General features: G+C 71.4%; 26 protein-coding genes. 12 read left to right on the forward strand and 14 right to left on the reverse strand.

Features of this window, described 5'->3' with window-relative positions:
* The first annotated feature begins 4 nt into the window (after positions 1-4).
* Positions 5-790: an SDR family NAD(P)-dependent oxidoreductase gene (locus CQ047_RS00395; RefSeq protein WP_105672301.1), complete on the forward strand. Its 786-nt coding sequence runs from the start codon at positions 5-7 to the stop codon at positions 788-790.
* A 5-nt stretch (positions 791-795) separates the two neighbouring features.
* Here the strand turns inward: CQ047_RS00395 and CQ047_RS00400 are convergent, their stop codons facing one another.
* On the reverse strand, positions 796-1,932 hold the full coding sequence (locus CQ047_RS00400; protein WP_105672423.1) for a heparan-alpha-glucosaminide N-acetyltransferase domain-containing protein: 1,137 nt from the start codon (positions 1,930-1,932) through the stop codon (positions 796-798).
* A gap of 43 nt (positions 1,933-1,975) precedes the next feature.
* On the opposite strand from CQ047_RS00400, the gene hrpA reads away from it, so the two are divergent.
* The 3 genes from hrpA to CQ047_RS00415 are packed head-to-tail and all read left to right on the forward strand — an operon-like array spanning position 1,976 to position 7,604.
* Positions 1,976-5,806: an ATP-dependent RNA helicase HrpA gene (hrpA, locus tag CQ047_RS00405; RefSeq protein ID WP_105672302.1), complete on the forward strand. Its 3,831-nt coding sequence runs from the start codon at positions 1,976-1,978 to the stop codon at positions 5,804-5,806.
* 53 nt (positions 5,807-5,859) lie between these two features.
* Complete coding sequence (locus CQ047_RS00410) at positions 5,860-6,804, forward strand: NADP-dependent oxidoreductase (protein ID WP_105672303.1); 945 nt, start codon at positions 5,860-5,862, stop codon at positions 6,802-6,804.
* Entirely contained in the window at positions 6,801-7,604 is an 804-nt protein-coding gene (locus CQ047_RS00415; RefSeq protein WP_105672304.1) for an alpha/beta fold hydrolase, read from the forward strand. The genes CQ047_RS00410 and CQ047_RS00415 overlap by 4 nt, the downstream gene beginning before the upstream one ends.
* A gap of 3 nt (positions 7,605-7,607) precedes the next feature.
* Here CQ047_RS00415 and CQ047_RS00420 read toward each other — a convergent pair whose 3' ends face one another.
* From CQ047_RS00420 to CQ047_RS00455, 8 genes are all read right to left on the reverse strand, one after another.
* A complete protein-coding gene (locus CQ047_RS00420) occupies positions 7,608-8,216 on the reverse strand; it encodes an alkylhydroperoxidase domain protein (protein WP_105672305.1) in 609 nt (202 codons plus the stop codon).
* Entirely contained in the window at positions 8,213-8,797 is a 585-nt protein-coding gene (locus tag CQ047_RS00425) for a CMD domain protein (protein WP_105672306.1), read from the reverse strand. Before CQ047_RS00425 ends, CQ047_RS00420 begins: the two co-directional genes overlap by 4 nt.
* Positions 8,794-9,810, reverse strand: coding sequence for a putative FMN-dependent luciferase-like monooxygenase (locus CQ047_RS00430; RefSeq protein WP_105672307.1), 1,017 nt, complete (start codon positions 9,808-9,810; stop codon positions 8,794-8,796). Before CQ047_RS00430 ends, CQ047_RS00425 begins: the two co-directional genes overlap by 4 nt.
* A complete protein-coding gene (locus CQ047_RS00435) occupies positions 9,807-11,498 on the reverse strand; it encodes an ABC transporter ATP-binding protein (protein WP_105672308.1) in 1,692 nt (563 codons plus the stop codon). The genes CQ047_RS00430 and CQ047_RS00435 overlap by 4 nt, the downstream gene beginning before the upstream one ends.
* The gene (locus CQ047_RS00440; protein WP_105672309.1) at positions 11,495-12,373 is read right to left on the reverse strand and encodes an ABC transporter permease; all 879 of its coding nucleotides are present in this window, start codon (positions 12,371-12,373) and stop codon (positions 11,495-11,497) included. Before CQ047_RS00440 ends, CQ047_RS00435 begins: the two co-directional genes overlap by 4 nt.
* Positions 12,370-13,317 carry an ABC transporter permease gene (locus tag CQ047_RS00445; protein WP_105672310.1) on the reverse strand — a complete coding sequence of 316 codons (948 nt, stop codon included), beginning with the start codon at positions 13,315-13,317 and terminating at the stop codon, positions 12,370-12,372. Before CQ047_RS00445 ends, CQ047_RS00440 begins: the two co-directional genes overlap by 4 nt.
* Positions 13,317-14,951 (reverse strand): TIGR04028 family ABC transporter substrate-binding protein, encoded by a 1,635-nt coding sequence (locus CQ047_RS00450; protein ID WP_105672311.1) that lies wholly within the window; start codon positions 14,949-14,951, stop codon positions 13,317-13,319. Before CQ047_RS00450 ends, CQ047_RS00445 begins: the two co-directional genes overlap by 1 nt.
* Positions 14,952-15,061: 110 nt before the next feature.
* A complete protein-coding gene (locus CQ047_RS00455; protein ID WP_105672312.1) occupies positions 15,062-16,432 on the reverse strand; it encodes an NtaA/DmoA family FMN-dependent monooxygenase in 1,371 nt (456 codons plus the stop codon).
* A gap of 117 nt (positions 16,433-16,549) precedes the next feature.
* Here CQ047_RS00455 and CQ047_RS00460 point away from each other — a divergent pair, with 117 nt between their 5' ends.
* Genes CQ047_RS00460 through CQ047_RS00470 form a run of 3 tightly spaced genes read left to right on the forward strand, consistent with a single transcriptional unit; the run spans position 16,550 to position 19,833 of the window.
* Complete coding sequence (locus tag CQ047_RS00460) at positions 16,550-17,842, forward strand: O-acetylhomoserine aminocarboxypropyltransferase/cysteine synthase family protein (protein WP_105672313.1); 1,293 nt, start codon at positions 16,550-16,552, stop codon at positions 17,840-17,842.
* Between the two features lie 28 nt (positions 17,843-17,870).
* On the forward strand, positions 17,871-18,881 hold the full coding sequence (locus CQ047_RS00465; protein WP_105672314.1) for a Gfo/Idh/MocA family protein: 1,011 nt from the start codon (positions 17,871-17,873) through the stop codon (positions 18,879-18,881).
* Positions 18,874-19,833 (forward strand): NYN domain-containing protein, encoded by a 960-nt coding sequence (locus CQ047_RS00470; RefSeq protein ID WP_105672315.1) that lies wholly within the window; start codon positions 18,874-18,876, stop codon positions 19,831-19,833. Before CQ047_RS00465 ends, CQ047_RS00470 begins: the two co-directional genes overlap by 8 nt.
* Positions 19,834-19,846: 13 nt before the next feature.
* Here CQ047_RS00470 and CQ047_RS00475 read toward each other — a convergent pair whose 3' ends face one another.
* The gene (locus CQ047_RS00475; RefSeq protein WP_105672316.1) at positions 19,847-20,986 is read right to left on the reverse strand and encodes a Gfo/Idh/MocA family protein; all 1,140 of its coding nucleotides are present in this window, start codon (positions 20,984-20,986) and stop codon (positions 19,847-19,849) included.
* The gene (locus tag CQ047_RS00480; RefSeq protein ID WP_105672317.1) at positions 20,986-21,792 is read right to left on the reverse strand and encodes a sugar phosphate isomerase/epimerase; all 807 of its coding nucleotides are present in this window, start codon (positions 21,790-21,792) and stop codon (positions 20,986-20,988) included. The genes CQ047_RS00475 and CQ047_RS00480 overlap by 1 nt, the downstream gene beginning before the upstream one ends.
* Before the next feature lie 112 nt (positions 21,793-21,904).
* On the opposite strand from CQ047_RS00480, the gene CQ047_RS00485 reads away from it, so the two are divergent.
* From CQ047_RS00485 to CQ047_RS00495, 3 genes are read left to right on the forward strand one after another with little or no spacing between them, the layout of a single operon-like run.
* Positions 21,905-22,531, forward strand: a complete 627-nt coding sequence (locus CQ047_RS00485; protein ID WP_105672318.1) for a TetR/AcrR family transcriptional regulator — start codon at positions 21,905-21,907, stop codon at positions 22,529-22,531.
* A 9-nt stretch (positions 22,532-22,540) separates the two neighbouring features.
* Positions 22,541-23,161: a DUF4166 domain-containing protein gene (locus CQ047_RS00490; protein WP_105672319.1), complete on the forward strand. Its 621-nt coding sequence runs from the start codon at positions 22,541-22,543 to the stop codon at positions 23,159-23,161.
* Complete coding sequence (locus tag CQ047_RS00495; protein ID WP_105672320.1) at positions 23,158-24,117, forward strand: epimerase; 960 nt, start codon at positions 23,158-23,160, stop codon at positions 24,115-24,117. Before CQ047_RS00490 ends, CQ047_RS00495 begins: the two co-directional genes overlap by 4 nt.
* Here the strand turns inward: CQ047_RS00495 and CQ047_RS00500 are convergent.
* The 3 genes from CQ047_RS00500 to CQ047_RS00510 form a co-directional block, all read right to left on the reverse strand.
* Complete coding sequence (locus CQ047_RS00500; protein ID WP_105672321.1) at positions 24,114-24,488, reverse strand: PLDc N-terminal domain-containing protein; 375 nt, start codon at positions 24,486-24,488, stop codon at positions 24,114-24,116. The genes CQ047_RS00495 and CQ047_RS00500 overlap by 4 nt on opposite strands.
* A 44-nt stretch (positions 24,489-24,532) precedes the next feature.
* Complete coding sequence (locus CQ047_RS00505) at positions 24,533-25,462, reverse strand: aldo/keto reductase family oxidoreductase (RefSeq protein ID WP_105672322.1); 930 nt, start codon at positions 25,460-25,462, stop codon at positions 24,533-24,535.
* 97 nt (positions 25,463-25,559) lie between these two features.
* Positions 25,560-25,811: a hypothetical protein gene (locus CQ047_RS00510; RefSeq protein WP_146114242.1), complete on the reverse strand. Its 252-nt coding sequence runs from the start codon at positions 25,809-25,811 to the stop codon at positions 25,560-25,562.
* 93 nt (positions 25,812-25,904) lie between these two features.
* Between CQ047_RS00510 and CQ047_RS00515 the strand changes: the two genes are divergently transcribed.
* Together CQ047_RS00515 and CQ047_RS00520 are read left to right on the forward strand one after the other, a co-directional pair.
* Complete coding sequence (locus CQ047_RS00515) at positions 25,905-26,288, forward strand: helix-turn-helix domain-containing protein (protein ID WP_223586105.1); 384 nt, start codon at positions 25,905-25,907, stop codon at positions 26,286-26,288.
* Between the two features lie 8 nt (positions 26,289-26,296).
* Positions 26,297-26,680, forward strand: coding sequence for an ImmA/IrrE family metallo-endopeptidase (locus CQ047_RS00520; protein WP_105672324.1), 384 nt, complete (start codon positions 26,297-26,299; stop codon positions 26,678-26,680).
* Positions 26,681-26,699 lie beyond the last annotated feature (19 nt).

Consider the following 26,699-nt stretch of genomic DNA (forward strand, 5'->3'; position numbering starts at 1 on the left):
GATCATGAACCGCTACGAAGGACGTCGGGCGCTCGTCACCGGCGGAGGCTCTGGCATCGGCCAGGCCACCGTGCTGCGGATGCTGAGCGAGGGCGGCAGCGTCGTCGCGGCCGACGTCAGCGCCGCCGGCCTCGACGACACGGTCGCGAAGGCAGGGGCGCTCTCCGACCGCCTCACCACCGTCACCATGGACATCGGAGACGAGGCGTCCGTCCGCGCCGGGGTGGCCGCCGCCGTCGAGGCCCTCGGCGGGCTCGACGTGCTCGTCAACGCCGCCGGCATCCTGCGCTCCTCGCACACGCACGAGACGACGCTCGACCAGTTCGAGCAGATCATCCGCATCAACCTGGTCGGCACGTTCCTCGTGATCCGCGAGGCGATCCCCGCGCTGCGCGACGGCGCCTCGTCGGCCGTGGTGAACTTCAGCTCGACGTCGGCCGGCTTCGCGCACCCCTACATGGCCGCCTACGCGGCCAGCAAGGGCGGCGTGCAGTCGATGACCCACGCGCTCGCCGCGGAGTACGCCAAGAGCGGCATCCGCTTCACGGCCGTGCAGCCGGGCTCGATCTCCTCCGGCATGACGGACGGCTCAGGCCAGAGCCGTCAGAGCGTGGGCCCCGGCCTGCCCGAGGACGCCGACATGAGCCTCTTCATGAAGCTCGCCCCCGCGATCGGCCAGGGCTTCGCCGGACCGGAGTCCGTCGCCGGCGTCGTCGCGATGCTGGCGAGCGAAGACGGCGCCTTCATCACCGGCACCGAGGTGCGCATCGACGGCGGCACGCACTTCTGATCGGCTCACCTCGTCGGCACCGCAGCCATCGCCGTGGCCGCGGTGCCGACGAGCCGCTCCAGCGGACCACGCCCGAAGAAGATCGACCACACGGTGGCCAGCAGGAGCAGCACGATGGCCGTGAGCGCCCAGAACGCGTTGCTCTGGATGAAGCCGCCGGGGCCCGCGATGAGCGACACCGACACGACGTGCAGGCTGTATGCCGACAGCGGCATGGACCCCAGGGCGCCGAGCGGCAGCAGCACCCGACGCAGCGGGCGGCTCAGCAGCAGGCACAGCGCGATCACCACGAGCACGAATCCCCCGGAGCCGAGGATCTCGGCAGTGCCCCCGGAGTGCGGGTACGACGCGAAGATCGCCGACAGCACGGCGCCGAAGGGATCAGCATCGGCCAGCGCGTCCGGATATCCGCTCCAGCCGTCGCCTCCCGACCACGCCCCCTCGGACTCCGACGTCCCGATGCCCGCGACCGCTCCGACCACCTCGAGCGCGAAGCCGACCACCGCGAGCCCGAGCCCGACGCCGAACGCGACGAGGGCGGTCTCGACGCGCTCGACCCGCAGACGGCCGAGTGCCAGGCCGCCGAGGACGAACGCCAACCAGACGGTGATCGGATAGGAGCCGTACAGGGCGAAGGAGATCCCCGCGCCGTAGGGATGCAGCGTCACTGCGGTGATCAGCGCCAGCACCGCGGGCCCGGCGACGGCGAGCAGCCCCGCGAGCAGGAGCAAGTGCGAGGGACGCCACCGCAGGAACGGGATGATCGCGACGTAGAGGATGCCGTAGAGGGTGAGGATCACCGCGATCGGGGTGTTGAACATCTCCAGCACCAGGCCGATCGCGAAGATGACGGCGCCCCGGCCGACGAGGTTGAGTCGCAGCGCCGGCATCCTGGCGGGATCCGGCAGCTCGCTGCGCCCGGTCATGAGCGCGATCGAGACGCCGGCGAGCACCGCGAAGAGGATCGACGAGCGGCCGTGCACGATCGCCAGCCAGGTCGAGGGGTCGAGCAGATCGAACTCCCCCGTCTCGCCGACGTGGGCGCCGGCCATGCCCAGGATCGCGAGGCCGCGGGCGATGTCGAGCCCCAGGATCCGCGGAGGGAGGCCGAACTCGCGGAACCATCGCAGCACTCTCGTCACCCGATGATCGTATGCGCTCGATCCCGGCATACGATGGAGGGCTATGTCTTCTCCCGTGATCTCCTACCCCCCTGAGCTGCCCGTCAGCGCGGCCAGGGAGGAGATCGCCGACGCCATCCGCGACCACCAGGTCGTGATCGTCGCCGGTGCGACGGGATCGGGAAAGACGACGCAGCTGCCGAAGATCTGCCTCGAGCTGGGCCGTGAGCGCATCGCCCACACCCAGCCGCGCCGCCTCGCCGCGCGCACGATCGCCGAGCGCGTCGCCGAGGAGCTGCAGGTCGAGCTCGGCGGGGCCGTCGGCTACAAGGTCCGCTTCACCGACCAGGTCTCCGACGCCACGCGCATCGCGCTGATGACCGACGGCATCCTGCTCAACGAGATCCACCGAGACCGTCTGCTCCGCCGCTACGACACGATCATCATCGACGAGGCCCACGAGCGCTCCCTCAACGTCGACTTCCTGCTCGGCTACCTCGTGCGGATCCTCCCCGAGCGCCCCGACCTCAAGGTCGTCATCACCTCGGCCACGATCGATCCGGAGAGCTTCGCGGCGCACTTCGCCGATGCCGACGGGCGCCCCGCGCCGATCATCGAGGTCTCCGGCCGCACCTACCCCGTCGAGGTCCGCTACCGCGCGCGCACCGAGGAGACGGAGGACGACGAGGTCGCCGAGATCGTCACGGCGCTGCGCGAGCTCGACCGGGAGGCCCCGGGCGACGTGCTCGTGTTCCTCCCCGGTGAGGCGGAGATCCGCGATGCGGCCGACGCGGTGCGCGGCGCCTACCGCTCGCAGACCTCGCCGGTCGAGGTGCTGCCCCTGTACGGGCGGCTCTCCGCCGCCGAGCAGCACCGGGTCTTCGAGCGCTCCACGGTCGCGGGGCTGCGGCGCCGCGTCATCCTCGCCACGAACGTCGCCGAGACCAGCCTCACGGTGCCTGGCATCAAGTACGTCGTCGACACCGGCACCGCGCGCATCTCCCGCTACAGCAACCGCTCGAAGGTGCAGCGGCTGCCGATCGAGCCGGTGTCGCAGGCGTCGGCCAACCAGCGCTCCGGTCGCGCAGGGCGCACGAGCTCCGGCATCGCCATCCGCCTGTACGGCGAGGACGACTACGACAAGCGCCCCGAGTTCACCGAGCCGGAGATCCTGCGGACGTCACTCGCCTCCGTCGTGCTGCAGATGCTGTCGCTCGGCTTCGGCGACATCACCGAGTTTCCCTTCCTCACCCCTCCGGATTCCCGCGGGGTCAAGGCCGCGTTCGACCTGCTCACCGAGCTGGGAGCGGTCGCCGACGGCAGGCTCACCCGCATCGGCCGGGACCTCGCGCGGATGCCGATGGACCCGCGGTTCGCCCGGATGCTCGTCGAGGCCTCGCGCACCGGCGTCACCGCCCAGGTGCTGCCGATCGTGGCCGGCCTGACGATCCAGGACGTGCGCGAGCGCCCGTCCGCAGACGCCCCGCAGGGGGTGCGCGACGAGGCGGAGCGGATGCACGCGCGCTTCGCGGATCCGACCAGCGACTTCCTCGCCGTGCTGAACCTGTGGAACCACCTGCGCGAGCAGCAGCGGGAGCTCGGCTCCAGCGCGTTCCGTCGGATGTGCCGCAGCGAGCACCTGAACTACGTGCGCGTGCGGGAGTGGTTCGACGTGCACCGGCAGCTGCGCTCCCTGGTGCGCGAGAAGGACGGCTCCGGCACCGCCGACCCCGATGCGATCCACAGGGCGCTCCTGTCCGGGCTGCTCTCGCAGATCGGCATCATCGACGAGCGCAGCACCGCCAAGGGCGGCACCCCGAAGAAGCGGACGGTGTCGGAGTACCGCGGGGCCCGCGGCATCCGCTTCTCGATCTTCCCCGGGTCAGGGCTGCGCAAGAAGAGCCCACGCGCCGTGATGGCGGCCGAGATCGTGGAGACCTCGCGGACGTTCGCGCGCACGGTGGCCGAGATCGACCCCGCATGGGCCGAGTCCCTCGCCGGAGACCTCGCGAAGCGTCAGATCAGCGAACCGCACTGGTCGAAGGATGCCGGAGCGGCCGTCGCCTTCGAGAAGGTGACGCTGTTCGGCGTGGAGATCATCCCCCGACGCCGCGTGCAGTTCGCCCGTATTGACCGCGCCGCCTCTCGGGAGATGTTCGTGCGGCACGCGCTCGTCGAGGGCGAGTGGGACCCGACCCGGATCGACAAGAGGGTGAGCGCGTTCTGGCGCAGCAACGCCGAACTGCGCAAGCGCCTCGAGAAGCTGGAGGAGCGCGAGCGCCGCCGCGACATCCTCGCCGGAGACGAGGCGGTGTTCCGCTTCTACGACGAGCGCATCCCGTCCGACGTCTTCGACGTGCGGTCCTTCGAGAAGTGGTGGCGCGAGGCCCTGACGGCGACGCCGAAGCTCCTCGTGATGCGCGAGGCCGATCTGCTCGACGACGACGGCCGCGCGGACCAGAGCGAGTTCCCGACCCGGTGGACGCAGGGCGACCAGGTGCTCGGGCTCGCCTATCGCTTCGAGCCCGGCGCCGCCGACGACGGCGTGAGCGTCGTGGTGCCGCTCGCACTCCTCGCGCAGATCGAGGACACGGGCTTCGACTGGCAGGTGCCCGGACTGCGCGCTGAGCTCATCACCGGACTCCTGCGCGCCCTCCCGAAGGCCATCAGACGGCACGTGGTGCCCGCAGCGGACTGGGCGGAGAAGTTCGGCGTCGAGCTCGCAGGGCAGGGACCGGAGTCGCACGACGGCCGCCCGTCGCGCACGCTGAAGGAGGCGTTGGCCCGTCTCATCCAGCCGCTCGCCAACCAGCTCGTCTCGGCTGCGGAGTTCGAGGACGATCGGGTGCCGGCGCATCTGCGCATGAACTTCCGCGCGGTCGATGAGCGCGGACGCGTGGTCGGCTCCGACCGCGACCTCGCCGCGCTGCAGAAGGGTCTGGCCGACCGCGCGCGCAGCAGCGTGGCTCGTTCGGTCGCCTCCCCCCGTCCCGCGGGCGCGAAGGGACCGTCGGCACCGGCCGCCACGGCCTCCATCGAGCGCAGCGGGCTCACCACGTGGACCTTCGGCGATCTCCCCGAGGTGCTCGACACCAGGGTCGCCGGCGGAGTCGTGCGCGGATACCCGGCGATCGTCGACCAGGGCAGGACCGTCGCGGTGCGGGTCGAGGCGACGGCGGATGCCGCGGCGGCGGCGACCCGCGACGGCGTGCTGCGCCTCGTGCTCCTCGCCGTGCCGACGCCCTCCTCGTACATCCAGGAGCACCTGACCAGCCAGGAGAAGCTGGCACTCGCGGCATCCCCGTACCAGAATGCGGCGGCGCTCATCGAGGACGCCCGCACCGCCGTGGCCCGCCGCGTGCTCGATGCGCGCGGCCCGCTGCGCACCGAGGCCGCGTTCGCGCAGGCGAGGGACGCCGTGTCCGCGACGCTGGTCGACGACCTGTTCGCGTGCGTGTCGCTGGTGGCGCGCGTCCTCACGAAGGCGCGCGAGGTGGAGCGCGGCATCAAGTCGCAGAACTCCCTCTCCCTCCTCGGGCCGCTGAACGACATCCGCACCCAGCTCGCAGGGCTCCTGCACCCCGGGTTCATCTCGGCGGCCGGCGTCGACCGTCTGGCGCACTTCCCGCGCTACCTCGACGGCATGCTCGACCGGCTGAAGACGCTCGCGAGCGAGCCGGGCAAGGACCGTTCGCGCATGAGCGAGTTCGAGCGGATGGCGAAGGCGTTCGAGGATGCCGGCGGAACGATCCCGCTCGCCGCCGACGCCGCGCCCGCCCTCGTGGAGACGCGGTGGCTGCTGGAGGAGTACCGGATCAGCGTGTTCGCGCAGCGCCTCGGAACCGCGCAGCCGGTGTCGCCGCAGCGCATCACGAAGGCGCTCGCGGCCCGCTGAGGGGTTGCCGGCCATCCGCCCCCTTGATCGGTTGCCGGAGCTAGCCTGGAGACATGGCTCGCGCGATCGTCTACACAGAGTTCGGTTCCCCTGACGTCCTCCATCTCAGCGACATCCCCGACCCGGTCGCTGGTGCCGGCGAGGTCGTCGTCCGCATCGAGGCAGCGGGGGTGAATCCGATCGACGCGAAGCTCCGCGGAGGCAGGAGGCCCTCGGCCCCGATCACCGAGCCGCGCAGGATCGGCTTCGACGGCGCCGGCGTGGTCGAGGCCATCGGCGAGGGCGTGGAGGGGTTCGCCGTGGGAGACCGCGTCGCGATCCGCGACACGCTCGGCACCTACGCCTCGGCGCTCGCGGTCCCGGCTGCTCATCTCGCCCCGCTCCCCGACAGCGTCACCGTCGCCGAGGGCGCGGCGATCGCGATCCCCGCGGGTACGGCGTATCAGGCGCTGCGCTCACTCGCCGTGACCGCCGGCGACGTCCTCCTCGTCCACGCGGGCTCCGGGGCTGTCGGCCAGGCGGCCGTGCAGTTCGCGGTGGCCTGGGGTGCGACGGTCATCGCGACCGGGAGCCCGGCACGACACGATCAGCTGCGCGAGCTCGGCGCGATCCCCGTCGCCTACGGGAACGGGCTGCTCGATCGCGTGCGCGCCGCCGCGCCGCACGGAGCGACCGTCGCCCTCGACTGCGCTGGCACCGACGAGGCGATCGAGACCTCGCTCGCCCTCGTCTCCGACCGCGACCGCATCGCGACGATCGTGCGCGGACCGGACGCCGCGTCCTTCGGCATCCGTGCGTTCTCCGGCGGATCGCCGATCCCGCTCACGGAGCAGGAGCTCGCCTGGCGCGCCGAGGCGCTGCCCGCCACGATCGCGCTCATCGCCGCGGGCGACTTCACGGTCGAGCTCGGTCAGGAGCTGCCGCTCGCCGAGGCGGCGCGAGCCCACGAACTCGTGGAGTCCCACGCCGCCGACGGCAAGCTCATCCTCGTCCCGTGACTCTGATCACCGTCGCCTCCGGGCGCGCGCAGCTCGCCGCCGAGGCGACCGGTCACGGCGGCGCCGTGCTGATGATCCACGCCGGTGTGACCGACAGGACATCGTGGGACTCCCTGGTCGCACGGCTCGGAGACGGTTTCCGCACGGTCAGGTTCGACGCCCGAGGGTACGGGGAGACCGCCTACGAGACCGAGGACGGGTGGTCACCCGTCGCAGACGCGCTCGCCGTCTTGGATGCCTGCGAACCGGGCGCCGCAGTCGTGATCGGATGCTCGATGGGCGGCAGAACGGCGCTCGATCTGACGCTCGCGCACCCGGACCGGGTGTCGGCGCTCGTGCTCATCGCACCAGCCGTGAGCGGTGCTCCCGCGCCCGTGCTCGCCCCGAGGGTTGCTGAGCTGGATCAACTGATCGACGCAGCAGACGCCGACGGAGACGTCGATGAGGTGAACCGCCTCGAGGCGATCGTCTGGCTCGACGGGCCGGAACGCCCCGGTCGCGCCTCGCACACGGCCCGCGAGCACTTTCTGGCGATGAACGGCGTCGCCCTGCGCGCAGCCGATCCGGGTGAGCAGTCCGAGCCTGGCGACGCCTGGACGCGCCTCGGCGATATAGCGGTGCCGACGCTCGTCATCGTCGGCGACCTCGACCTCGAACACATCCGGCGCTACGCCCTCCACGTCGCCGCGAGCATCCCCAATTCGACGTTCCTCGAGCTGCGGGATGTCGCTCACCTCCCCCATCTGGAGGCGCACGACGGAGCACTCGACGCCGTCGCGGGGTTCCTTGCGGCGCGTTGAGGATCAGTCCGGCGCAACCGGACGCCCGATCGACAGCATGAGCCGGTTGGCCCAGTTGAAGAACGCCGCGCCGTGGATGACGTCGGAGATCTCGAGATCGTCGAGACCCGCCGCACGCAGCCGGGCGACCTCAGCGGGGCCGAAGGCGCTCGGAGTGTCGGTGAGGGCGACGGATGCCGCGACCACGGCGTTCCACCGCTCGCCGAGATCGGCGTCCGTCCCCTCGTCGAGGAGGAGGTCGACGTCGTCGGGCCGCTTGCCGTAGTGCGCCGCGAACCGCGAGTGCACGGAGGCGCAGAACACGCAGCCGTTGCGACGAGACGCGGCCGTCGCCGCCAGCTCGCGCTCCGCACGGGGAAGGCCCTCCGCGACGTTGTAGAAGATGTCCTTGTCGACCAGGGTGCGCGCCTTCAGCACCTCGGGGTCGCGCGCCAGCAGCCGGAAGTAGTCGTTCTTCGCGCGCGCCGCCTCGACGAGTCCGTCGTAGTGGCGCTCGGTGAGCTCCTCTTCGGCGAGCGGCGCGAGGTGGGGTCGCCAGCCGACCTCGGCACGCGTGAAGGCGTGCGGATGCGGGGCGTCGTGGTGCACGAGCACGGAGTCCGCGACGGTCATGCCGCCGCCCCCAGAACGCGGAGGCCGGTGACGACCCGCTGCTGGAAGGCGAGGAAGGAGACGAGCTGCGACAGCGTGACGATGCCGTCTGCCGACCAGCCGGCGTCCAGCAGTCGCTCGATGTCGTCGCCCGACGCCTCGCGCGGCCGGAGCATGAGCAGGTGCGTGTGCGCGAGCGCAGCGGCCAGCCGCGACCCGAGCGCATCGACGGCGTCACCGTCCGGGGTGTAGCGGGGTCCGTCCGTGCTCTCGGAGCGCAGCCCCTCCTCCGTGTAGGCGCCGTACGGGCCCGTCGTCGCGGCCTCGGCGGCCTCCGCGAGGACGATCGCCGCTCGCCGCGGGTCGGCGGCGAGCGCGCGGTCGGCGTAGAACGTGCCCGTGGCGTCGGTGTCGCCGGCGAGCCGCGTCGCGAAGGCCGCGACCAGCTCCCGCTCCTCCTGCGAGACGTGCGCGACGGAGACGGGCCGGAACAGCGCGTCGAAGCTCGCCTGCAGCTGCTCCCTGGTCACCGGACGGCGGCGCCGCAGCTCGTCGAGCTCGGGCGTCACCCCCGCGATCTGATCGACGATGTCGGTGGTCATGCCTTCTCCTTGATGGTGTCGAGGGTGTAGCCGAGGGCCGGGGCGACCCTGTCGGCGAAGAGCTCGATCGAGCGCAGCACGTGCTCGTGCGGGGCGTCGACCGAGTGCACCTGGAACGCGACCTCCGTGGCCCGCGCGAGCGTGGTGTCGGCGGCGAGCGACTCGGCGACCTCGTCCGGCGTGCCCAGGTGGGTGTCGAGCGCCGCGATGAGGTCGTCGAGGTCGTCGCCGGGGATCGTCTGCCCCTGACTCCGGAAGCCTTCGGCGGCCCGGCGCAGCCCGACCTCGGCGAAGCGCAGCGCCTCGGCCCTGTCATCCGCCACGAACACGGTGCGGGACGCCGTGATCCGCGGCGCGACGCCCTCGGGCAGCGCCTCGAGGTACGCGTCGATGATCGGGTCCTGCAGTGCCGACAGCGGGGCGTGCAGGTCGTCGGCGCGACGCGGCTGCGTGCGCGAGAGCAGCAGGCCGTGACCGTGCACGCCGGCCCTGTGACCGCCCGGCGCCGAGAACGTCGCCTGCCAGATGCGGTCGGCGAGCGAGCCGGCATCCGGGTAGAGCGTGTTGTCCGCGCCGATGTCGCGTCCGGCCAGCGCATCCAGCAGCACCCCGAGCTTGCGGTCGTAGGTCGCCGCCTTCGCGCGCACGTCCTCCCCGAAGGGCGCGAACGACGACGGCGTGCCGCCGCTGCCGAGACCGAGGTCCAGCCGCCCACCAGAGAGCAAATCCGTCACGACCGCGTCCTCCGCGACCCGCACGGGGTCCTCCAGAGGCAGAGTGATGACGCCGGTGCCGAGGCGGATGCTCGTGGTGCGCGCCGCGACGTTCGCGAGCAGGACGAGCGGCGACGGCAGGCCTCCCTCCGCCGCGCGGAAGTGGTGCTGCGCGACCCAGGCGCGGCCGACGCCGTACCTCTCCGCCTGCTGGATCTGCTCCGTCGCGAGCGCGTAGCGCTCCGCCGGGGCGGCGTCGTCGAGCAGCCGGGTGAAGAAGGCGACAGTGGGCGCGGTCATGAGAGGGCTCTTCCTGTGAGTGCGGCGGTGAGTGCGGCTGCCGGTTCGGCTGTGCGTTCGGCAGCGCGTCCCGGGACCGCGGCGAGCAGTTCCCTGGTGTAGTCGTGCTGCGGGTCGCGGAAGAGCTCCTCGGTGGCGCCCTCCTCGACGATCCGGCCGCGGCGCATGACCGAGACCGTGTGGCTGATCCTGCGGACCACCGCGAGGTCGTGCGAGATGAACAGGTACGTGAGCCCGAGCTCCGCCTGCAGCGAGGCCAGCAGCTCGAGGATGCGCGCCTGCACGGTGACGTCGAGGGCGGACACCGCCTCGTCGAGCACGAGTATCTCGGGGTCGATGGCCAGCGCCCGCGCGATCGCGACGCGCTGCCGCTGGCCTCCGGAGAGCTCGCGCGGAGTCCGCCGGGCCAGATCGGCGGGCAGCGCCACCCTGTCGATGAGGGCGAGAGCGCGCTCGCGCCGCTCGGCCTTCGACCCCACACGGAAGTTCTGCAGCGGCTCGGCGACGATGTCGGCAACCTGCTGTCGCGGATCGAGCGAGGCGAAGGGGTTCTGGTACACGAGCTGGATCCGTCGGCGCAGCGCCCGCAGTCCCTCGCCGGACACCCCGGTGACGTCCTCCCCGTCCAGCCGTATCGTTCCGGCATCCGCCCGCTGGAAGCGCGTGATCAGCCGCGCCGTCGTCGTCTTGCCCGACCCCGACTCCCCCACCAGCGCGTGGGTGGTGCCACGGCGCACGCGGAAGGAGACGTCGTCGACCGCGCGGAAGCTCTCGCGTCTCTTGACCCTGAACTCCTTCACGAGCCCCTCGGCGACGATCGCGTACGGATCCTCGGCGGCGACGGCGGCGGCGTCGCGCAGGAACGGCGGCGCCTCGGGACGACGGAAGCCGGTGACGAACGCCGGGGCGTCGGCGAGGAGCTGCCGCGTGTAGGCGTCGGAGGGGGCCGCCAGCACGTCGGCGCTCGCGCCCTGCTCGACGATGGCGCCGTCCTTCAGCACCACCAGCTGCTGGGCGCGGTCGGCGGCGACGCCGAGGTCATGGGTCACGAGCAGGATGCCGGTGCCCTCCTCGCGCCGCAGCTCGTCGAGCAGATCGAGCACGCGCCGCTGCACCGTGGCGTCGAGCGCACTGGTCGGCTCGTCGGCGATGAGCACGCGCGGTCGCAGGGCGATCGCCGTGGCGATCAGCACGCGCTGGCGCATGCCGCCGGAGAGCTCGTGCGGGTACTGGCGCGCCCGCAGGTCGGGGTCGTCGATGCCGACCCGGTCGAGCAGCTCGAGCACGCGGGCGCGACGCCGCCGGCGGTCGCGATGACCGTGCAGGCGCAGGATCTCCTCGACCTGCGCGCCGATCGGCCGCACGGGGTCGAGGGAGGTCACCGGATCCTGCGGCACGAGGCCGACGATCGGACCGCGGATGCCGCGCAGTGCCCGGTCCGACCACCCCGAGACGTCGAGGTCGCCGAGGCGCACCGAGCCCGCGTCGACGCGGCCGCCCTCCGGCAGGAGCCCCAGGATCGCGTGCGCGGTCGTGGACTTGCCCGATCCGGACTCCCCGACCAGGGCGAGGGTCTCCCCCTCGTTCAGCTCGAACGACACCCCGTGCACGACCTCTCGGCCCGCATAGGAGACCCGCAGGTCGGCGGCGGTGAGGACGGTCCCGCCCGTGGGAGCGTTGACGGTCATCGGATGTTCCTTCCGAGGCGGTGGCTGATGCGGTTGGCGCTGAGCACGACGGCGACCACGACGAGACCGGGGAGGGCCGTGAGCCACCACGACGTCCAGATGTAGTTGCGTCCCTCCGCGATCAGCAGACCCCACTCCGGGGTGGGCGGCGGGGCTCCGTACCCCAGGAAGCCCAGGGTGGAGATCGCGAGGATCGCGGTGCCGAACTGCAGGGCGGCGAGCGCGACGATCGGCGTGAGAGAGTTCGGGAGCACGTGCCGGCGGAGCACGGCGAAGAAGGTGCCCCCGCTCCCGTACGCGGCCTCGACGTACTCGGTGCGCCGCACCCGCGCGACCTCGGAGCGCATCAGCCGCGCGAAGGCGGCGATGCTGCCGAGACCGACAGCGATCGCGGCGTTCACGGTCCCGAACCCGAGGAGGATGATGACCGAGAGCGAGAGCAGCAGTCCGGGGATCGCGAGCAGCACGTCGACGACCCGCATGAGGATGTCGTCGACGATGCCGCCAAGCGCCCCGGCGACCGCGCCGATCAGGGTGCCGAGGCCGAGCCCGACCGTGACGGCGATGAGCGCCCCGGAGAGCGAGTGCACCGACCCGTGCACGACGCGCCCGAACAGGTCCCTGCCGAGGGCATCGGTGCCGAACCAGTGCGACCCGCTCGGCGGGAGGAGCTTGTCGGCCGGCGCCCCGGAGAGCGGATCCCCCGGAGCGAACACCCCGGGGATCACGGCCCACAGCACGACCACCGCGACGAGGGCCACCGCGACGTAGAGGCCCCACGGGCGACGAGGCCGACGGGGCCGACGGCTGGCGACGACCCGGGCGACGTCCTCGGACACCGGCGCAGGGGCAGGAGCAGCGACGAGCGCGGTCATGAACGGACTCCGATCGCGGGGCGGACACGCTGACGCGGGTCGATGAGCGGGGTGACCAGATCGACGGCGAAGGAGATGAGCACGAAGCCGAGGGCGGACAGCAGCACGACGCCCTGCAGCACCGGGATGTCCTGGTTCGCCACGGCCTGTTCCGTGAGCCTGCCGATGCCCGTGCGTCCGAACACCGTCTCGGTCACGACGGCGCCGCCGACGAGCTCGCCGAACAGGACGCCCGCGATCGTGAGCGCGGGGACGGCCGCATTGCGCGCGACCGATCGCGTGAGCACCCACGTCGGAGGGGCGCCCTTCGCGCGCACCACGGTGATGAAGGGCTGCGCCTGCACCTGATCGACGGCGCGCACGAGCACCTGGGCGAGCGGAGCCGAGATCGGGACGGCGAGCGTGAGCACCGGCAGGATCAGCCCCCGCACCGGATCGGCGCCCACGATCGGCACCCAGCCGAGGCCGAAGGAGAACACCTGGATGAGGAGGATGCCGAGCCAGAACACCGGCACGGCGACGAAGAGGCCGGGCACCTGACGCAGTCCGTCGCGGAGCCACGCGAACGGGGCCAGAGACGACACGGCCGCGATGAGCACGGCGAGCAGCAGGGCGACGACGAGACCGAGCGCGGCCAGCAGCAGCGTCGCGGGCAGCGCCTCGGCCAGCATCCTGAGCACCGGGGTGCCGAACTGGGTCGAGTAGCCGAAGTCCCCGGCGACGAAGCCGAGGCCCGCGTGCACGTACTGCTCCCACCACGGCACGTCGGCGCCGTAGGCCGCGCGGATGCCGTCGAGCTGCTCGGGCGAGAGCCCCAGACTCGGGTCGGAGAACTTGATGAGGATCGCATCCCCCGGCAGCAGCTGCAGCAGGAAGAAGGTGGCCGTGAAGGCCGCGATCAGAACGATCGCGGCCTGCCCGGCTCGTCGGAGGACGAAGGTCATCAGTGCTCCTGGAGCCAGACCTCGGAGAAGGTCGGGCGGCCGACCGATTCGGACGCGAAGCCCTGCACGTAGGTCGCCGCTCCGTACACCTGCGGCTCCTCGAACAGCGGGATGACGTACGCCTGCTCGGCGATGTAGTCCTGCACCGCCTGCGACGCCTTCACGCGCTTGTCGGCGTCGGGCTCGGAGGCCACGGCGAGCAGCAGGCGGTCGAGCTCGGCATCCTCGGAGATGAGCACGTCGCGGTTCTTCGTGAAGAACTGGCTCTTGATCACATCGAGATCGGCGCGGCCGACCATCGAGTGGTAGAAGCCCGTCTTGAGCGGATCGCGCGTGTCCTCGGCGTAGCTGCCCGCGTCTCCCGGCTTGACGGTCAGTTCGACGCCCGCCTTGGCGAGCTGCTGGGCGACGAGCTCGAGCGTGGCCTTCGACTGCGGCTGCGGCTTGGCCTCGTAGACGGTGATCGAGAGCCGCTGGCCGTCCTTCTCGCGGATCCCGTCGCCTCCGACCTCCCACCCGGCCTCATCGAGGAGCTTCTTCGCCTTCTTGAGGTCGTAGACGTAGTGCTCGGACTCGTCCTTGTAGCCGAGCGCCTCGGAGGAGAGCACCGACGTGGCCACCGGGTAGTTCTCGGTGAAGAGGGTGTCGACCACCTCCTTGGCGTCCACCGCCGCGACGAGCGCCTGCCTGACCGTGATGTCGCTCAGGATCGGGTTCCCCGGGCGGAGGGCGATCGAGTTGTTCACACCGCGGGTCTGCGGCGCGTACAGCGTGAAGCCGGCGCCCGAGACGCGGGCCTCGTCGAAGGCCTGGACGTACCGGACGAGGTCGGCCTGACCGGCGAGCAGCGAGCCGATGCGCACGGAGTCCTCCGGCGTCACGATCACGTGCACGTCGTCGAGGTACGGGCGGCCCTGGTTCGCGGCGCTCTCGGGAGCCCACGCGTAGTCCTTCCGCGCCTGGAGCGTGTACTCGGTGCCGAGCTTCTCCCCCGTCACAGTGAACGGCCCGGAGCCGATGATCTCGGCCGCGTTGCCTGCGCCGAAGTCCTCGATCGTGCCGTCCAGCGTGTCCGGCGAGAGCAGCCCGGAGTTGATGGTCGACGTCGCCTGCAGGAACCCGGGAGACGGGGCGGAGAAGCGGAACGTGACGGTGTCGTCGTCGACGACCTCGCTGCTGGCGTAGTTGTTCACCGCCTCGGAGACCGTGAGCCCCCGATCCGGTGCTCCGAGCCCGTAGGTGTCGAAGTTCTTCGCGACCGCCGCGGCGTCGAGCGGGGTGCCGTCGGAGAACGTGACCCCGGGGCGGAGGTCGAAGGTGTACTCGGTCGCGTCGTCGTTCACCGTCCAGTCGGAGGCGATCCAGGGCTCGATCTCGAGCGTCTCCGGGTTCTGCCACGTCAGACGAGCGGTGATGTTGTTGACGATGCCGCCGTTCGGGTAGAAGCCGGCCTGCGGCGGGTACAGGTTCGTGTAGGTCTGGTGCTCGAGGTAGGTGAGCGTGCCGCCCGTGACGGGGTCGCCGCCGGCGGAGGGCGCGTTCGCCGGCGCCGGAGACGAGGCGCAGGCGGCGAGACCGGCCGCCATGACGAGCGGGAGTGCGACGGCGACGGCGCGGACAAGGCGACGATTCATGCGGGGGCCTCCTGGAGGGTTCGGGTATGCAGGGTGCGACTCACGTTAGGGACGAGGGATGCCGGGCGACGATGCGGCGGACACGACCGTTCACGAGCGGTCACCCGCTGTCACGCATCGACATGCGACGTAATGCGCAGGCGGTCGCGGAGGGTGCCGCCGTCGCGTCCGAGCAGCCCTCTGCGGCGCAGCTCGGGGGCGGCGAGCCGGGTGAACGCCTCGAACTGCGCGGGTTGGAAGGCGGAGAGGACGTTGAATCCGTCGGCCGCCCCCTCGTCGCGCCAGGTCTCGAAGTGGTCGGCTATCGCCGAGGCGTCGCCGACCACGAAGGCCGCCGGCACCGCGTGCGCGGCCACGAGATGACGCCAGGTCACCGGATGCTCTCCGCCGACGCCGAGACCGGCGATGCGCGCGACGCGGGCGATCAGCGCCTCTCCCGCCGATCCGAGCCGCGCGGCCTCGTGGGCGGTCACCGGCGCATCGAAGGACGCCGCCCTGAGCGGGTCGTCGGCCGCTACCCCGAGCGCGTCGGCCACCGCCTCGACCGTGCGGTTCGGAGGGAAGGCCGTCCGATCCCGCTGATGCCCCTCCGCCAGCGGCACGAGGGAGAGCAGCCTCTCGACGATGCGGTGGGCCTCGGCATCCGACTCCGCGACCACCGGGAGCACGGGGGCGATGACCTTCACGTCGTCGGGAGAGCGTCCGGCCTCTGCCGCGATGTCGCGCAGAGTGCCGCGCGTCGCGATCGCGTCCGCGAGGGTCGGCGCCGCGATGAGCGCGAGATCGGCCTCGGTCGCGGCGAGGTGGCGCGACCGGGGCGAGGTGCCCGCGTGCACGATCGGGATCTGCCCCTGCGGAGGTCGGGCGACGTTGAGAGGACCGTCCACCCGCACGTGGTCGCCGCGGACGTCGGCGGGGCGCAGACCCTCCGGATCGATGAGCACGCCGCGCTCGGCATCGGCGACCCAGGCGTCCTCGCTCCACGAGTCCCACAGTCGGCGGAGAGCGGTGACGAACTCCTCCGCCCTGTCGTAGCGGCCCTCGTTGTCGGCGTGCGCGTCGCGGCCGTGGTTGCCCGCAGCCCGCGGCTCGGCGCCGGTGACGAGGTTGACGCCGGCGCGGCCCCCGGAGAGCACGTCGAGCGATGCGAGCGAGCGCGCCGTCGTGTAGGGATCGGCGTAGGTGGTGTTCACCGTCGCGATGAGCCCGATACGGGAGGTGAGCCCGGCGAGGAACAGCACGGCGCTCACCGGGTCGATCCGTGCGAGCAGGTAGGGGTCGCGGAACTCGAGGTCGGGCCCCGTGGCCAGCCAGTCCCCGAAGAAGAGGTAGTCGAGACCGGCATCCTCTCCCTCCTCCGCGATGCGCCGCAGGACGGCGTGGTCGGCGGACGGGTCGCGGTGGGCGTCGGGGTGACGCCACCCGGAGGGGTACGCGCCGAGAGTGCGCACCATGGCGCCGATGATGAGCGGTTCGGTCATGGCGGCCACGGTACGAGCGGTCGCTCCACCGCGCCACGGCGGCGATTCGGAGGTTCACGCGGTGCAACAGTTCGACACACGCCGAAGCACGGACCGCTCGCTCATCACAATGGTCTGATGAGCGAGTTCGCGACCCGGCAGATCCAGGCCGGCTACGTCCCAGGGACACCCCAGAACAGCGCCGTGCCGCCGATCTACCAGACGGCCGCGTACCAGTTCTCCTCGCTCGCGGATGCTGCGGACCTGTTCGCGCTGCGCACCACGGGCAACCTCTACAGCCGCAACGCCAGCCCGACCCAGCAGGTTCTGGAGGAGCGCGTCGCGGCGCTCGAGGGCGGCGCCTCCGCGGTCGCCGTCGCCTCCGGTCAGGCCGCCGTCGCGGTGACCCTGCTCGCGCTCGTCGGCGTGCGCGGCCACATCGTCGCCGCGAACCAGCTCTACGGCGGCACCGTCGACCTGTTCCAGGACACGTTCGAGGACTTCGGCATCGGGGTGACCTTCGTCGATCAGGACGACCCTGACGCCTGGCGGGCCGCGATCCGTCCGGAGACCCGCGCCCTGTTCGCCGAGTCCGTCGCGAACCCGGTCGCTCAGGTGCTCGACATCGGACTCGTCGCCGACATCGCGCACGAGGCCGGGGTGCCGCTCGTGATCGACAACACCGTGGGGACGCCGTACCTGGTGCGCCCCGGCGAGCACGGCGCCGACTTCGTCGTGCACTCGGCCACCAAGTTCCTCTCCGGGCACGGCACCTCCCTCGGCGGGGTCGTCGTCGACCAGGGCACGTTCGACTTCGGAGCGGAGCCCGACCGCTGGCCGCAGTTCACCGCCCCGTACAAGCGCTTCGGCGAGCTCGTGCTGTGGGAGCGGTTCGGCATCGGGCAGGCGTTCGCGGCGCTGGTGAAGTCGAAGTACGTGCACGACCTCGGCCCGTCCCTCTCGCCGTTCAACGCCTGGCAGATCCTGCAGGGCATCGAGACCCTCGACCTGCGCGTGTCGCGGCAGAGCGCCACCGCCCTCGCCGTCGCCCGCTTCCTCGCCGAGCACCCCTCGGTGTCCAGGGTCAACCACCCCGGTCTCGAGGGCAATCCCTGGCACGGGCTCACGCAGCGCTACCTGCCGGACGGCGTGCCGTCGGTGTTCTCCTTCGACCTGGCCGGCCCTGCGGACGAGGGCGCCCAGGAGCGCGTCGGCCGGGTGATCGACGCCCTGCGGGTGGTCCGTCTCGTCGCGAACATCGGCGATGCGCGCAGCCTGGTGGCGCACCCCGCGTCGATGACGCACTCGCACCTGAACGCCGAGCAGCGCGAGGCGGCGGGCATCTCGCTCACCACCATCCGACTGTCCGCCGGCCTCGAGGATCCCCGCGACCTCATCGCCGACCTGGATCAGGCGCTCGCGAAGGCCTGACCGCGCCCCTACCCTCTACGCTGAGACCATGACTGGTCTTCGTTGGGGAATCCTCGCGACCGGCGGCATCGCCGGCGCGTTCGCATCCGATCTGCGCAGCGCAGGGCTCGATCTGGTGGCTGTCGGCTCACGCTCGCAGGAGTCCGCCGACGCCTTCGCCGCCGCGCACGGCATCGCCCCCGAGCACACCCACCCCACCTACGAGGCGCTCGTCGCCGACCCCGACGTCGACATCGTGTACGTCTCGACGCCGCACCCGATGCACCACGACAACGCGCGACTCGCGCTCGAGGCCGGCAAGCACGTCCTCGTCGAGAAGGCGTTCACGGTCAACCGGGCGGAGGCCGAGTCCCTGCAGCGCCTCGGCGCCGAGCGCGGCCTGCTCGTGATGGAGGCCATGTGGACGCGCTACCTCCCGCAGATGGTGCGGATGCGCGAGCTCATCGCCTCTGGCGCCCTGGGCGAGATCCGCACGGTGTCGGCCTCGCACACCCAGCTCCTCCCCTCCGACCCCGCGCACCGCCTCAACGCGCTGGAACTCGGCGGCGGCGCTCTGCTCGACCTCGGCATCTACCCGATCTCGTTCATCTGGGACGTGCTGGGCGCCCCGACCAGCATCCAGGCCGCGGGCCGTCTCGTCGAGACCGGCGCCGACGCCGAGGTCGCCACGGTCATGGTCCACGAGGGCGGCGCCGTCTCGACGAGCTTCTCCTCGTCGAGAGCGGCCGGGTCGAACACGGCGTCGATCCTCGGCACCAGGGCGCGCATCGAGATCCAGCCGGCGTGGTCGTCGGCATCCACCCTCCGCCTCATCGCCCCCGACGGCACCGTCCTCGAGGAGATCGGCGGCCCACCGGCTCCGGATGCGCCCCGCGGCATGGAGCACGAGGCCCACGCCGCCGAGCGCCTCGTGCGCGACGGGCTCCTCGACGGAGACATCCTGCCGATCGCCGAGACCGTGGCGATCATGGGCACGCTCGACGAGATCCGCGCTCAGATCGGCGTGACCTACCCCACAGAGGAGTCGCACAATGGCTGAGGCATCGGAGGCCCGCGTCGCGGTCTACCTCGACTTCGACAACATCGTCATCTCCTGGTACGACCGGGTGCACGGGCGCAACGCCTACGGCAAGGACCGCCAGCGCATCACCGAGCGCCCAGACGACCCCGAGGTGACCGAGCGACTGCGCGCCGCGATGATCGACGTCGGCGCCATCATCGACTACGCCGCGTCGTTCGGCACCCTCGTCCTCACGCGCGCTTACGCCGACTGGTCGTCGCCGGTGAACGCCGAGTACCGCACGCAGCTCGTGGCCCGCGCCGTCGACCTGGTGCAGCTCTTCCCCGCCGCGGCGTACGCGAAGAACGGCGCCGACATCCGCCTCGCCGTGGATGCCGTCGAGGACATGTTCCGCCTCCCCGACCTCACCCACGCCGTGATCGTCGCCGGCGACAGCGACTACGTGCCCCTCGCCCAGCGCTGCAAGCGGCTGGGGCGCTACGTGATCGGCGTCGGCGTCGCCGGATCGACCGCGAAGTCCCTCGCGGCCGCGTGCGACGAGTTCGAGTCGTACGACTCGCTGCCTGGCGTGGTCAGGCCGACGCGGATCGCCGCTCCTGCCCCCGCGCCCGAGACCGTCGATCAGGTTGAGCCCGCCGCCAAGGCCAAGGCGGCGCCCAAGGCCAAGGCCTCCCGCTCGAAGGCCGCATCGACGGCGGATGCGCCCGCTCCCGCGAAGCTCGACGAGCAGGGCGAGGCGACCGCGCTGCTGCAGCGCGCGCTGCGTCTGGGCCACGACAAGGCGGATGCCGACGAGTGGCTGCACAGCTCGGCGGTGAAGACCCACATGCGGCGCATGGACCCGTCCTTCAGCGAGAAGGCCCTGGGTTATCGCTCGTTCTCCGACTTCCTCAAGTCGCGCGATGACATCGCCGAGCTCGAGGAGACCGGTCACGAGCGCCTGGTCAGGCTCCGCGAACCCGCGGCCTGACCAGGCGCCCGCCTCAGAACGTCCTGGCGTACGGGTCGAACGACGCGTCCAGCGCCCCGACCTCGTCGAGAGTGCTCTCCACGGCGACGAAGGAGCGCGAGGCCGCGGCCTCCTCGATCGACAGCAGCGTGTCGAGCACGTGGTAGCCGAACTCGCCGGTCGCGACGTGCGGACGGCCGTCGCGCACCGAGCGCACCATGTCGAGCAGTCCGATGCCGCGGCCGGAGAGCACGCCCTCCTGCTCGACGTCGACGATCTCCTGCTGGATGGGCTCCGGCGGGATGAACATCCGCGTGAGCGGGCGGGTGATCGAGATCGCACCGCCGAAGGTGTTCGGATCGGGGATCACGAGGGTCCCCTCCGTGCCGGTGATCTCGACGATGCCCTGACGGAGCATCGGGGAGTCGGTGCTGTACAGGCTCTGCGCCTGACCGCCGCGCTCGAAGTCCATCAGCACGCTCAGCGTCGAGGGCACCTCGACGGGGAACTCCTGTCCGGCCAGAGGCCCCTGCTGCACGCGCCGCGTCTCTGCACCTTTCAGCCCGAGTGCGGCCACGGTCGCGACCGGGCCGAACACGTGCACGAGGGTGGAGACGTAGTACGGTCCCATGTCCAGCAGCGGACCGCCGCCCTTGGCGTACAGGAAAGCGGGGTCGGGGTGGAAGATCTCCGGACCCTGCCACTGGAAGGTGGTCTGCGCGAAGAGCGGACGGCCGATGTCGCCGCGGGCGATCAGACGCTTGGCGGTCTGCACTCCGGGGCCGAGCACGGTGTCGGGCGCCGCGCCGACGCGGAGGCCGGCGGCATCCGCCTTCTCCAGCAGTCCGCGCGCCTCCTCGCGACTCACTCCGAGCGGCTTCTCGGTCCACACGTGCTTGCCCGCCGCGATGATCGCCTCGGAGACCTCGACGTGCACGGCCGGGATCGTGAGATTCACGACGATGTCGATCTCGGGGTCGTCGAGCACGACATCGACGCCCCCGGAGCGTGGCACTCCGTATTTCGCCGCCTGTGCAGCGGCGCGCTCGACGATCACGTCTCCGATGGCGAGCACCCGCACGTCGGGAAAGGTGGTGAGGTTGCTGAGGTACTGGTCGCTGATGTTGCCGGCGCCGATGATGCCGACACCCACCGTCGTGCTGTCGGCGGCCATCAGGCGGCCACGTTCTCGTCGAGGTAGATGCGGCTGCGCTCGACGGCGTCGAGGAGGTCGCCCTCGTAGTGGTCGAACTCGACGATCGCGAGCTCGAGCGCCGGTGCGGCCGCGATCGCCGCGACGAGCGGCACGGCGCCGTCTCCTGCGGGGACCTGGTCGGCGGGCGGGTACGCGTTCACGAGCTCCGGATCGAGCGTGCCGTCCTTGGCGTGCACGGCGACGACACGGCTGCCGAGGCGCTGCAGCAGCGCGACGGGATCGACGCCGCCTCGGGCGACCCAGTACAGGTCGACCTCGAGCACGACGCGCTCGTCGAGGAGCCCGGCGAGGACTTCGAGACCGGTGACGCCGTCGAAGACCGCTTCCAGCTCGTGGGCGTGGTTGTGGTATCCGACTCGGATGCCGGATGCGGCGCCGATCTCGGCGGCCGCGTTGAGCAGGCGCGCGGTCTCCGCGATCTGCTCGACCGATTCCCAGCGGGCGGGCTCGGTGTAGGGGTCGATGACGGTGCCCATGCCGAGCGTCTTCGCCGCCGCGAACACCTCGGCGGGGGTCGGCACGGGGACGCTGGTGCCGCTGCCGTCGGGGTTGACGAAGGACTCCGAGGCGAGGAAGGCGTGACCGCTGGGTGCGACCAGGCCGGCGGCGGCGAGGGCCGCGGCGAGCGGCTCGGCGCGGTGCACGAAGTCGTAGGGCTCGACGGCGACGAATCCGCGGGCGGCGACGGCGGCGAGCGTGCCGTCGAGATCGGCGTCGAGCTCGTTCTTGAGCGTGAACAGCTGGATGGATGTCTGAACCGTCATCGGTGGTGCTCCTTCGTGGTCTTCGGTGACGCGCGGGCCGGTGCCGCCCTGTGCACAGGAGGCTATCACCGAAAACCTCCAAGCGGAAGTTTTAGTTCGATAGACTCGCGTCATGTCCGGACAGAACGAGCGACCACGCCAGCGGGGGGCCTACGCCAAGGGCGTCGCTCGCCGCCAGGAGATCCTGGACAGGGCGATCGAGGTGTTCGCGGCGAGAGGCGCCGACCGCACGAGCCTGCGCGCGATCGCCAAGGAGGTCGGCGTCACGCACGCCGCCCTCACCCACTACTTCGGCTCTCTGGAAGAGCTCCTCGTCGCGGTCTACCTCGCCAGCGGCGATGAGGACGACGAGCACCAGCCCATCCCCGACGACATGACGCCGGTCGAGCTCATGATCGAGTCGGCCCGCACCAACCGCGAGGTGCCGGGGCTCGTGCAGCTGTACTCCTCGCTCATCGCCACCGCCCTGGAAGAGGGGCACCCCGCCGCACGGGAGTTCGCGACCACCCGCTTCGCCCGGCTGCGCGACGAGCTCTCCGAGCGCGTACGGCTGCAGCAGGAGTCGGGTCTCATCCGCGACGACGTGCCGCCGGACGCGGTCGCCGCTCTCGTCATCGCGGCATCCGACGGCCTGCAGACGCAGTGGCTGCTCGACGACAGCGCCCCGCAGCACGACGCCCTCGCCGCGCTCGAGCTGATGCTCCGCTCCCCGGCACGACCTCCCGCACGAGGTCGGTAGGCTCGGAGCGTGACGCCGGTTCCGCAGTCCCCGTATGCCAGGGCGCTCGGCGACCGCATCGAGGAGCTGCATCCGCGCCTCCGCGAGTACTTCCGCGGCGTCCCCGACGGCCATGTCGGGGTCGGCGAAGGGGTCTTCCAGCGCGTCGGCACTCCGCGGCGCTGGCTGTGGCCGCTGCTGCGCACACTGGAGCGCCGCGGCGTCGTGGCCGCCCGGTGGGAGCGCGACGTGCCGTTCCGGGTCGAGAACGTGACCGTGGCCTCGCGGGCGATCGGCATGCGCCGGTTCGACTTCCCCACCGGCGCCTGGACCATGCGCGATGCCGTCGTCCTCTCCCGCCACGGCCGCGTGGTCGATGAGCTCGGCGAACCGGGCGTCGTCGTCGCGTGCTTCGACGTGGACGTGCGAGACGGCGCCCTCCGTCTCACGAGCCGCGCGGTCGGCGTCCGCCTCGGTCGTCTGCGGCTCCGCGCGCCGCGCGCGCTCTCCCCCGTCGTGCGCTTGACCGAGAGGTTCGACGACGAGGTCGGACGCCAGCGCATCGCCCTCACCGTCGATGCGCCGTTCATCGGACGCGTGTACGAGTACCGCGGGGACTTCGACTATCGCATCGAGGAGGCACAGGGATGAGCACGGGTCACGTCGTGATCGGCGGTTCCACCGGATTCATGGGCGGGTATCTGCAGCAGCGGCTGCGCGAGGCCGGGCGAGAGGTCATCACGATCTCCCGCTCGCACGCCGACCTCCGCTGGGGCGACCAGGCGGGCATCGACCGCGCCGTCGACGGCGCCGCTCTCGTCATCGGCCTCGCGGGCAAGAGCGTGAACTGCCGCTACACCCCGGAGAACCGGGCGGAGATCTTCCGGTCGCGCCTGGACACCACCTCCTCCCTCGCCACAGCCATCGCTCGGGCCGACTCCCCGCCGCCGCTGTGGGTGAACTCCTCGACCGCGACGATCTACCGCCACGCCGAAGACCGTCCGATGACGGAGTCCACGGGTGAGATCGGCACGGGCTTCTCCGTCGAGGTCGCCACGGCGTGGGAGAAGGCCCTGTTCGCGCAGGACCTCCCGTCGACACGCAGGGTGGCCCTCCGCAGCGCGATCGTGCTGGGCGACGGCGGAGTCCTCGGCCCGCTCCGCACCCTGGCGAAACTGGGCCTCGGTGGCCCCCAGTACGACGGCCGCTGGCCCGTGAGCAGAGCGCGGCGCGCGGCCGGCACCGGCCACTTCCCCGGGGCGAAGCGCGGACGGCAACGGTTCAGCTGGGTGCACGTCGAAGACATCGCCCGCATCATCGACTTCCTCGAGCAGACCCCGTCGCTCGACGGCCCGGTCAACGCGGCGTCGCCGAACCCCGTCGACAACGTCGGCTTCATGGCGGCGGTCCGGGCCGTGCTCGGGGCGCGCATCGGGCCGCCGATGCCGCGATGGATGCTCGAGCTCGGAGCCATCGGCATCCGCACCGAGACGGAGCTCGTGCTGAAGAGCCGCTGGGTGCTGCCCGAGAAGCTCACCGCCGCGGGCTTCGAGTTCCGCTATCCGCTTCTCGACGAGGCGCTGCGGGAGTCCTTCGCGCGGGCTTAGCCCTCGGCCGCAGGCGGCTGGTCGCGCTTGCGCTTCTCGAGCTCCTCGCGGAGCCGCCACTCCTCGATCTCACGGTCGAGGTCGGCGATCTGCTGCTCTGTGGTCCGCAGGTCGGCGGGCGGAGCCGGCGGAGCGGGCGCCGTGCGGGTCGTCGGAGCGGCGCGGCGCATCTGCGGGATCCGGATGCCGCCGTCGCCGTACTCCCTGCCGAGCGCGAACCAGAGCAGGCCGCCGATCAGCGGCAGGAGGATGACGAGGATGATCCACACCATCTTCGGGAGGTACTTCACCTGCGAGTCCTCGCGCGTGATGATGTCGATCAGCGCGCCGACCATCAGCGCGATGACGAGGAGCGAGAACAGGAACGGCATGATCTCAGGGTAGACGACGCCCGCCGGATCAGGGCAGCACCGGATCAGGGCAGAAGGTGCCCGGCCGCCCGGAACAGCTCGTACCACTCGGCCCTGGTCAGCTCCACGTCGGCTCCGGCCGCGGCATCCCGCACCCGCCCGGGCGTCGTGGTGCCCAGCACCACCTGCATCTTCGCCGGGTGGCGGGTGATCCACGCCGTCGCGATCGCGATCGGGGCGACGCCGTAGGAGGCCGCGAGCCGGTCGATCACCGCGTTGAGGTCGGCGTACTCGGGGTTGCCGAGGAACACCCCGGTGAAGAAGCCGCCCTGGAACGGCGACCAGGCCTGGATCGTGATGCCGTTGACGCGGCAGTAGTCGACGATCCCGCCGCCGTCGCGGACGACGCTCTGCTCCTCACCCGCCATGTTGGCGGCGATCGGCTGGGCGATGATCGGGGCGTGGGTGATCGACAGCTGCAGCTGGTTCGCGACGAGGGGCTGACGAACGGCGGTGCGCAGCAGGTCGATCTGCCGGGGCGTGTGATTCGAGACGCCGAAGGCGCGGACCTTGCCCGCGGACTCCAGCTCGTCGAAGGCGCGAGCGACCTCGTCGGGCTCGACGAGGGCGTCGGGGCGATGCAGGAGCAGCACGTCGATGTACTCGGTCTGAAGGGCCCGCAGCGAGCCCTCCACCTGGCCGATGATGTGCTCGTAGGAGAAATCGAACATCCCTCGATCGGGGACGATGCCGCACTTGGTCTGCAGCACGATCTCCTCGCGCTCCGCCCGGCTGAGCTGCAGCGCTCCGGCGAACCGCTCCTCACAGAAGTGCATCCGCCCGCCGTAGATGTCGGCGTGGTCGAAGAAGTCGATCCCCGAGGCCCTGGCCGTGTCGTAGAGCGCGCGGATCTGCGCATCATCCTTGTCGTCGATGCGCATCATGCCGGCGATGACGGCGGGGGCGGCGGCGGAGCCGAAGGGCACAGTCTTCATGCGTGCAACGCTACCCTCATGCGCGCAGCGCTATCGGGCGGAATGGTGAGGGAGCGCGCGCTCATCCTCACGCTGAGCGGCCGTGCGCCGCAGATCATCAGCGCTGATGATCACTCGCTCGCGAGACGTCGCCGCTCGACTGCGGGAACAGGCTCGCGATCGGGATGCCGAGCGCGACGGCGATGTCTGCGAGGTCGGTGACGGTGAAATCGGTGCGCAGCGCGAGCTTGTCACGCAGGTCGTCACGGTCGAGGCTCGCCCGCGCGGCCAGCCATCGCTCCGTGTGCCCGGAGGCGGCGAGCGCGGACCTGACGGCGTCAGCCACCTTTCGTCGCACTTCTGTCGTCACCTGACGACACTATCGCCCCGACTGTGAGCGATCAAGCGTTCAGCAACCAGAATGACGGCATCTTGGCTTCACCCCGGTGCTATCGTGACACGGGTGAAGACACAGGGCGAGCAGTTCAACGCGGCCGTGGGTCGCCAGCTGCGGGCCGAGATCGCCGCCGGCGGCAGCAGCATCGCCGCGATGGCGCGCGAGGTCGGCATCGCGAGAAGCGGACTCGACAACTACGTCACCGGCAAGCGCTCCATCCCGATCCCCGTGCTCTACGGCGTCTGCGTCGCCCTCGACGTCGAGCCGCACGTCGTCCTCGCCCGCGCAGAGGAGCGGCTCCGCGCCGACGACGCCCGGCGAGCGGGCGCCGGAACGGTCACGCCCATCCGCCGCCGCTCCGATGTCCCCGGTCGACGCGAAGATGATGCTGAGGTCGCCTTCGAATCGCACCTCACCCACGACGGCGACACGGACGACCTCTACCAGTAGGAGAGCGCATGGACCAGCTCCTTCCCCTCATCGAGGAGCATGGCCTGCGCATCGTCGAGAGGCCCGGAGGAACCCCGGGCGGTTTCGACCCGTGGTCGCGCACGATCCGCCTCGCTCCCGGCATGAGCGAGCGCATGAAGAGGAGCGTGCTCGCGCACGAGCTGGCGCACGCCGTCCTCGGACACCTTCCGACGACGAGGGCGTCGCTCCGCGACCGACAGGAGCGTCGAGCCGACGAATGGGCGGCTCAGCTGCTGATCACGCCCGCCTCGTACGCCGAGGCGGAGGCGACCCGCGGCCCCCACGCGCCCAGCATCGCCTTCGAGCTGGGGGTCACCGTCGAACTGGTCTTCGGGTTCCAGCGTCTGCTCCAGCGGGCCCGTGCGGCGTGACGCCGCATCGTCGCCGCGC

Source organism: Microbacterium sp. MYb72, assembly GCF_002979415.1.
Taxonomy (GTDB): domain Bacteria; phylum Actinomycetota; class Actinomycetes; order Actinomycetales; family Microbacteriaceae; genus Microbacterium; species Microbacterium natoriense.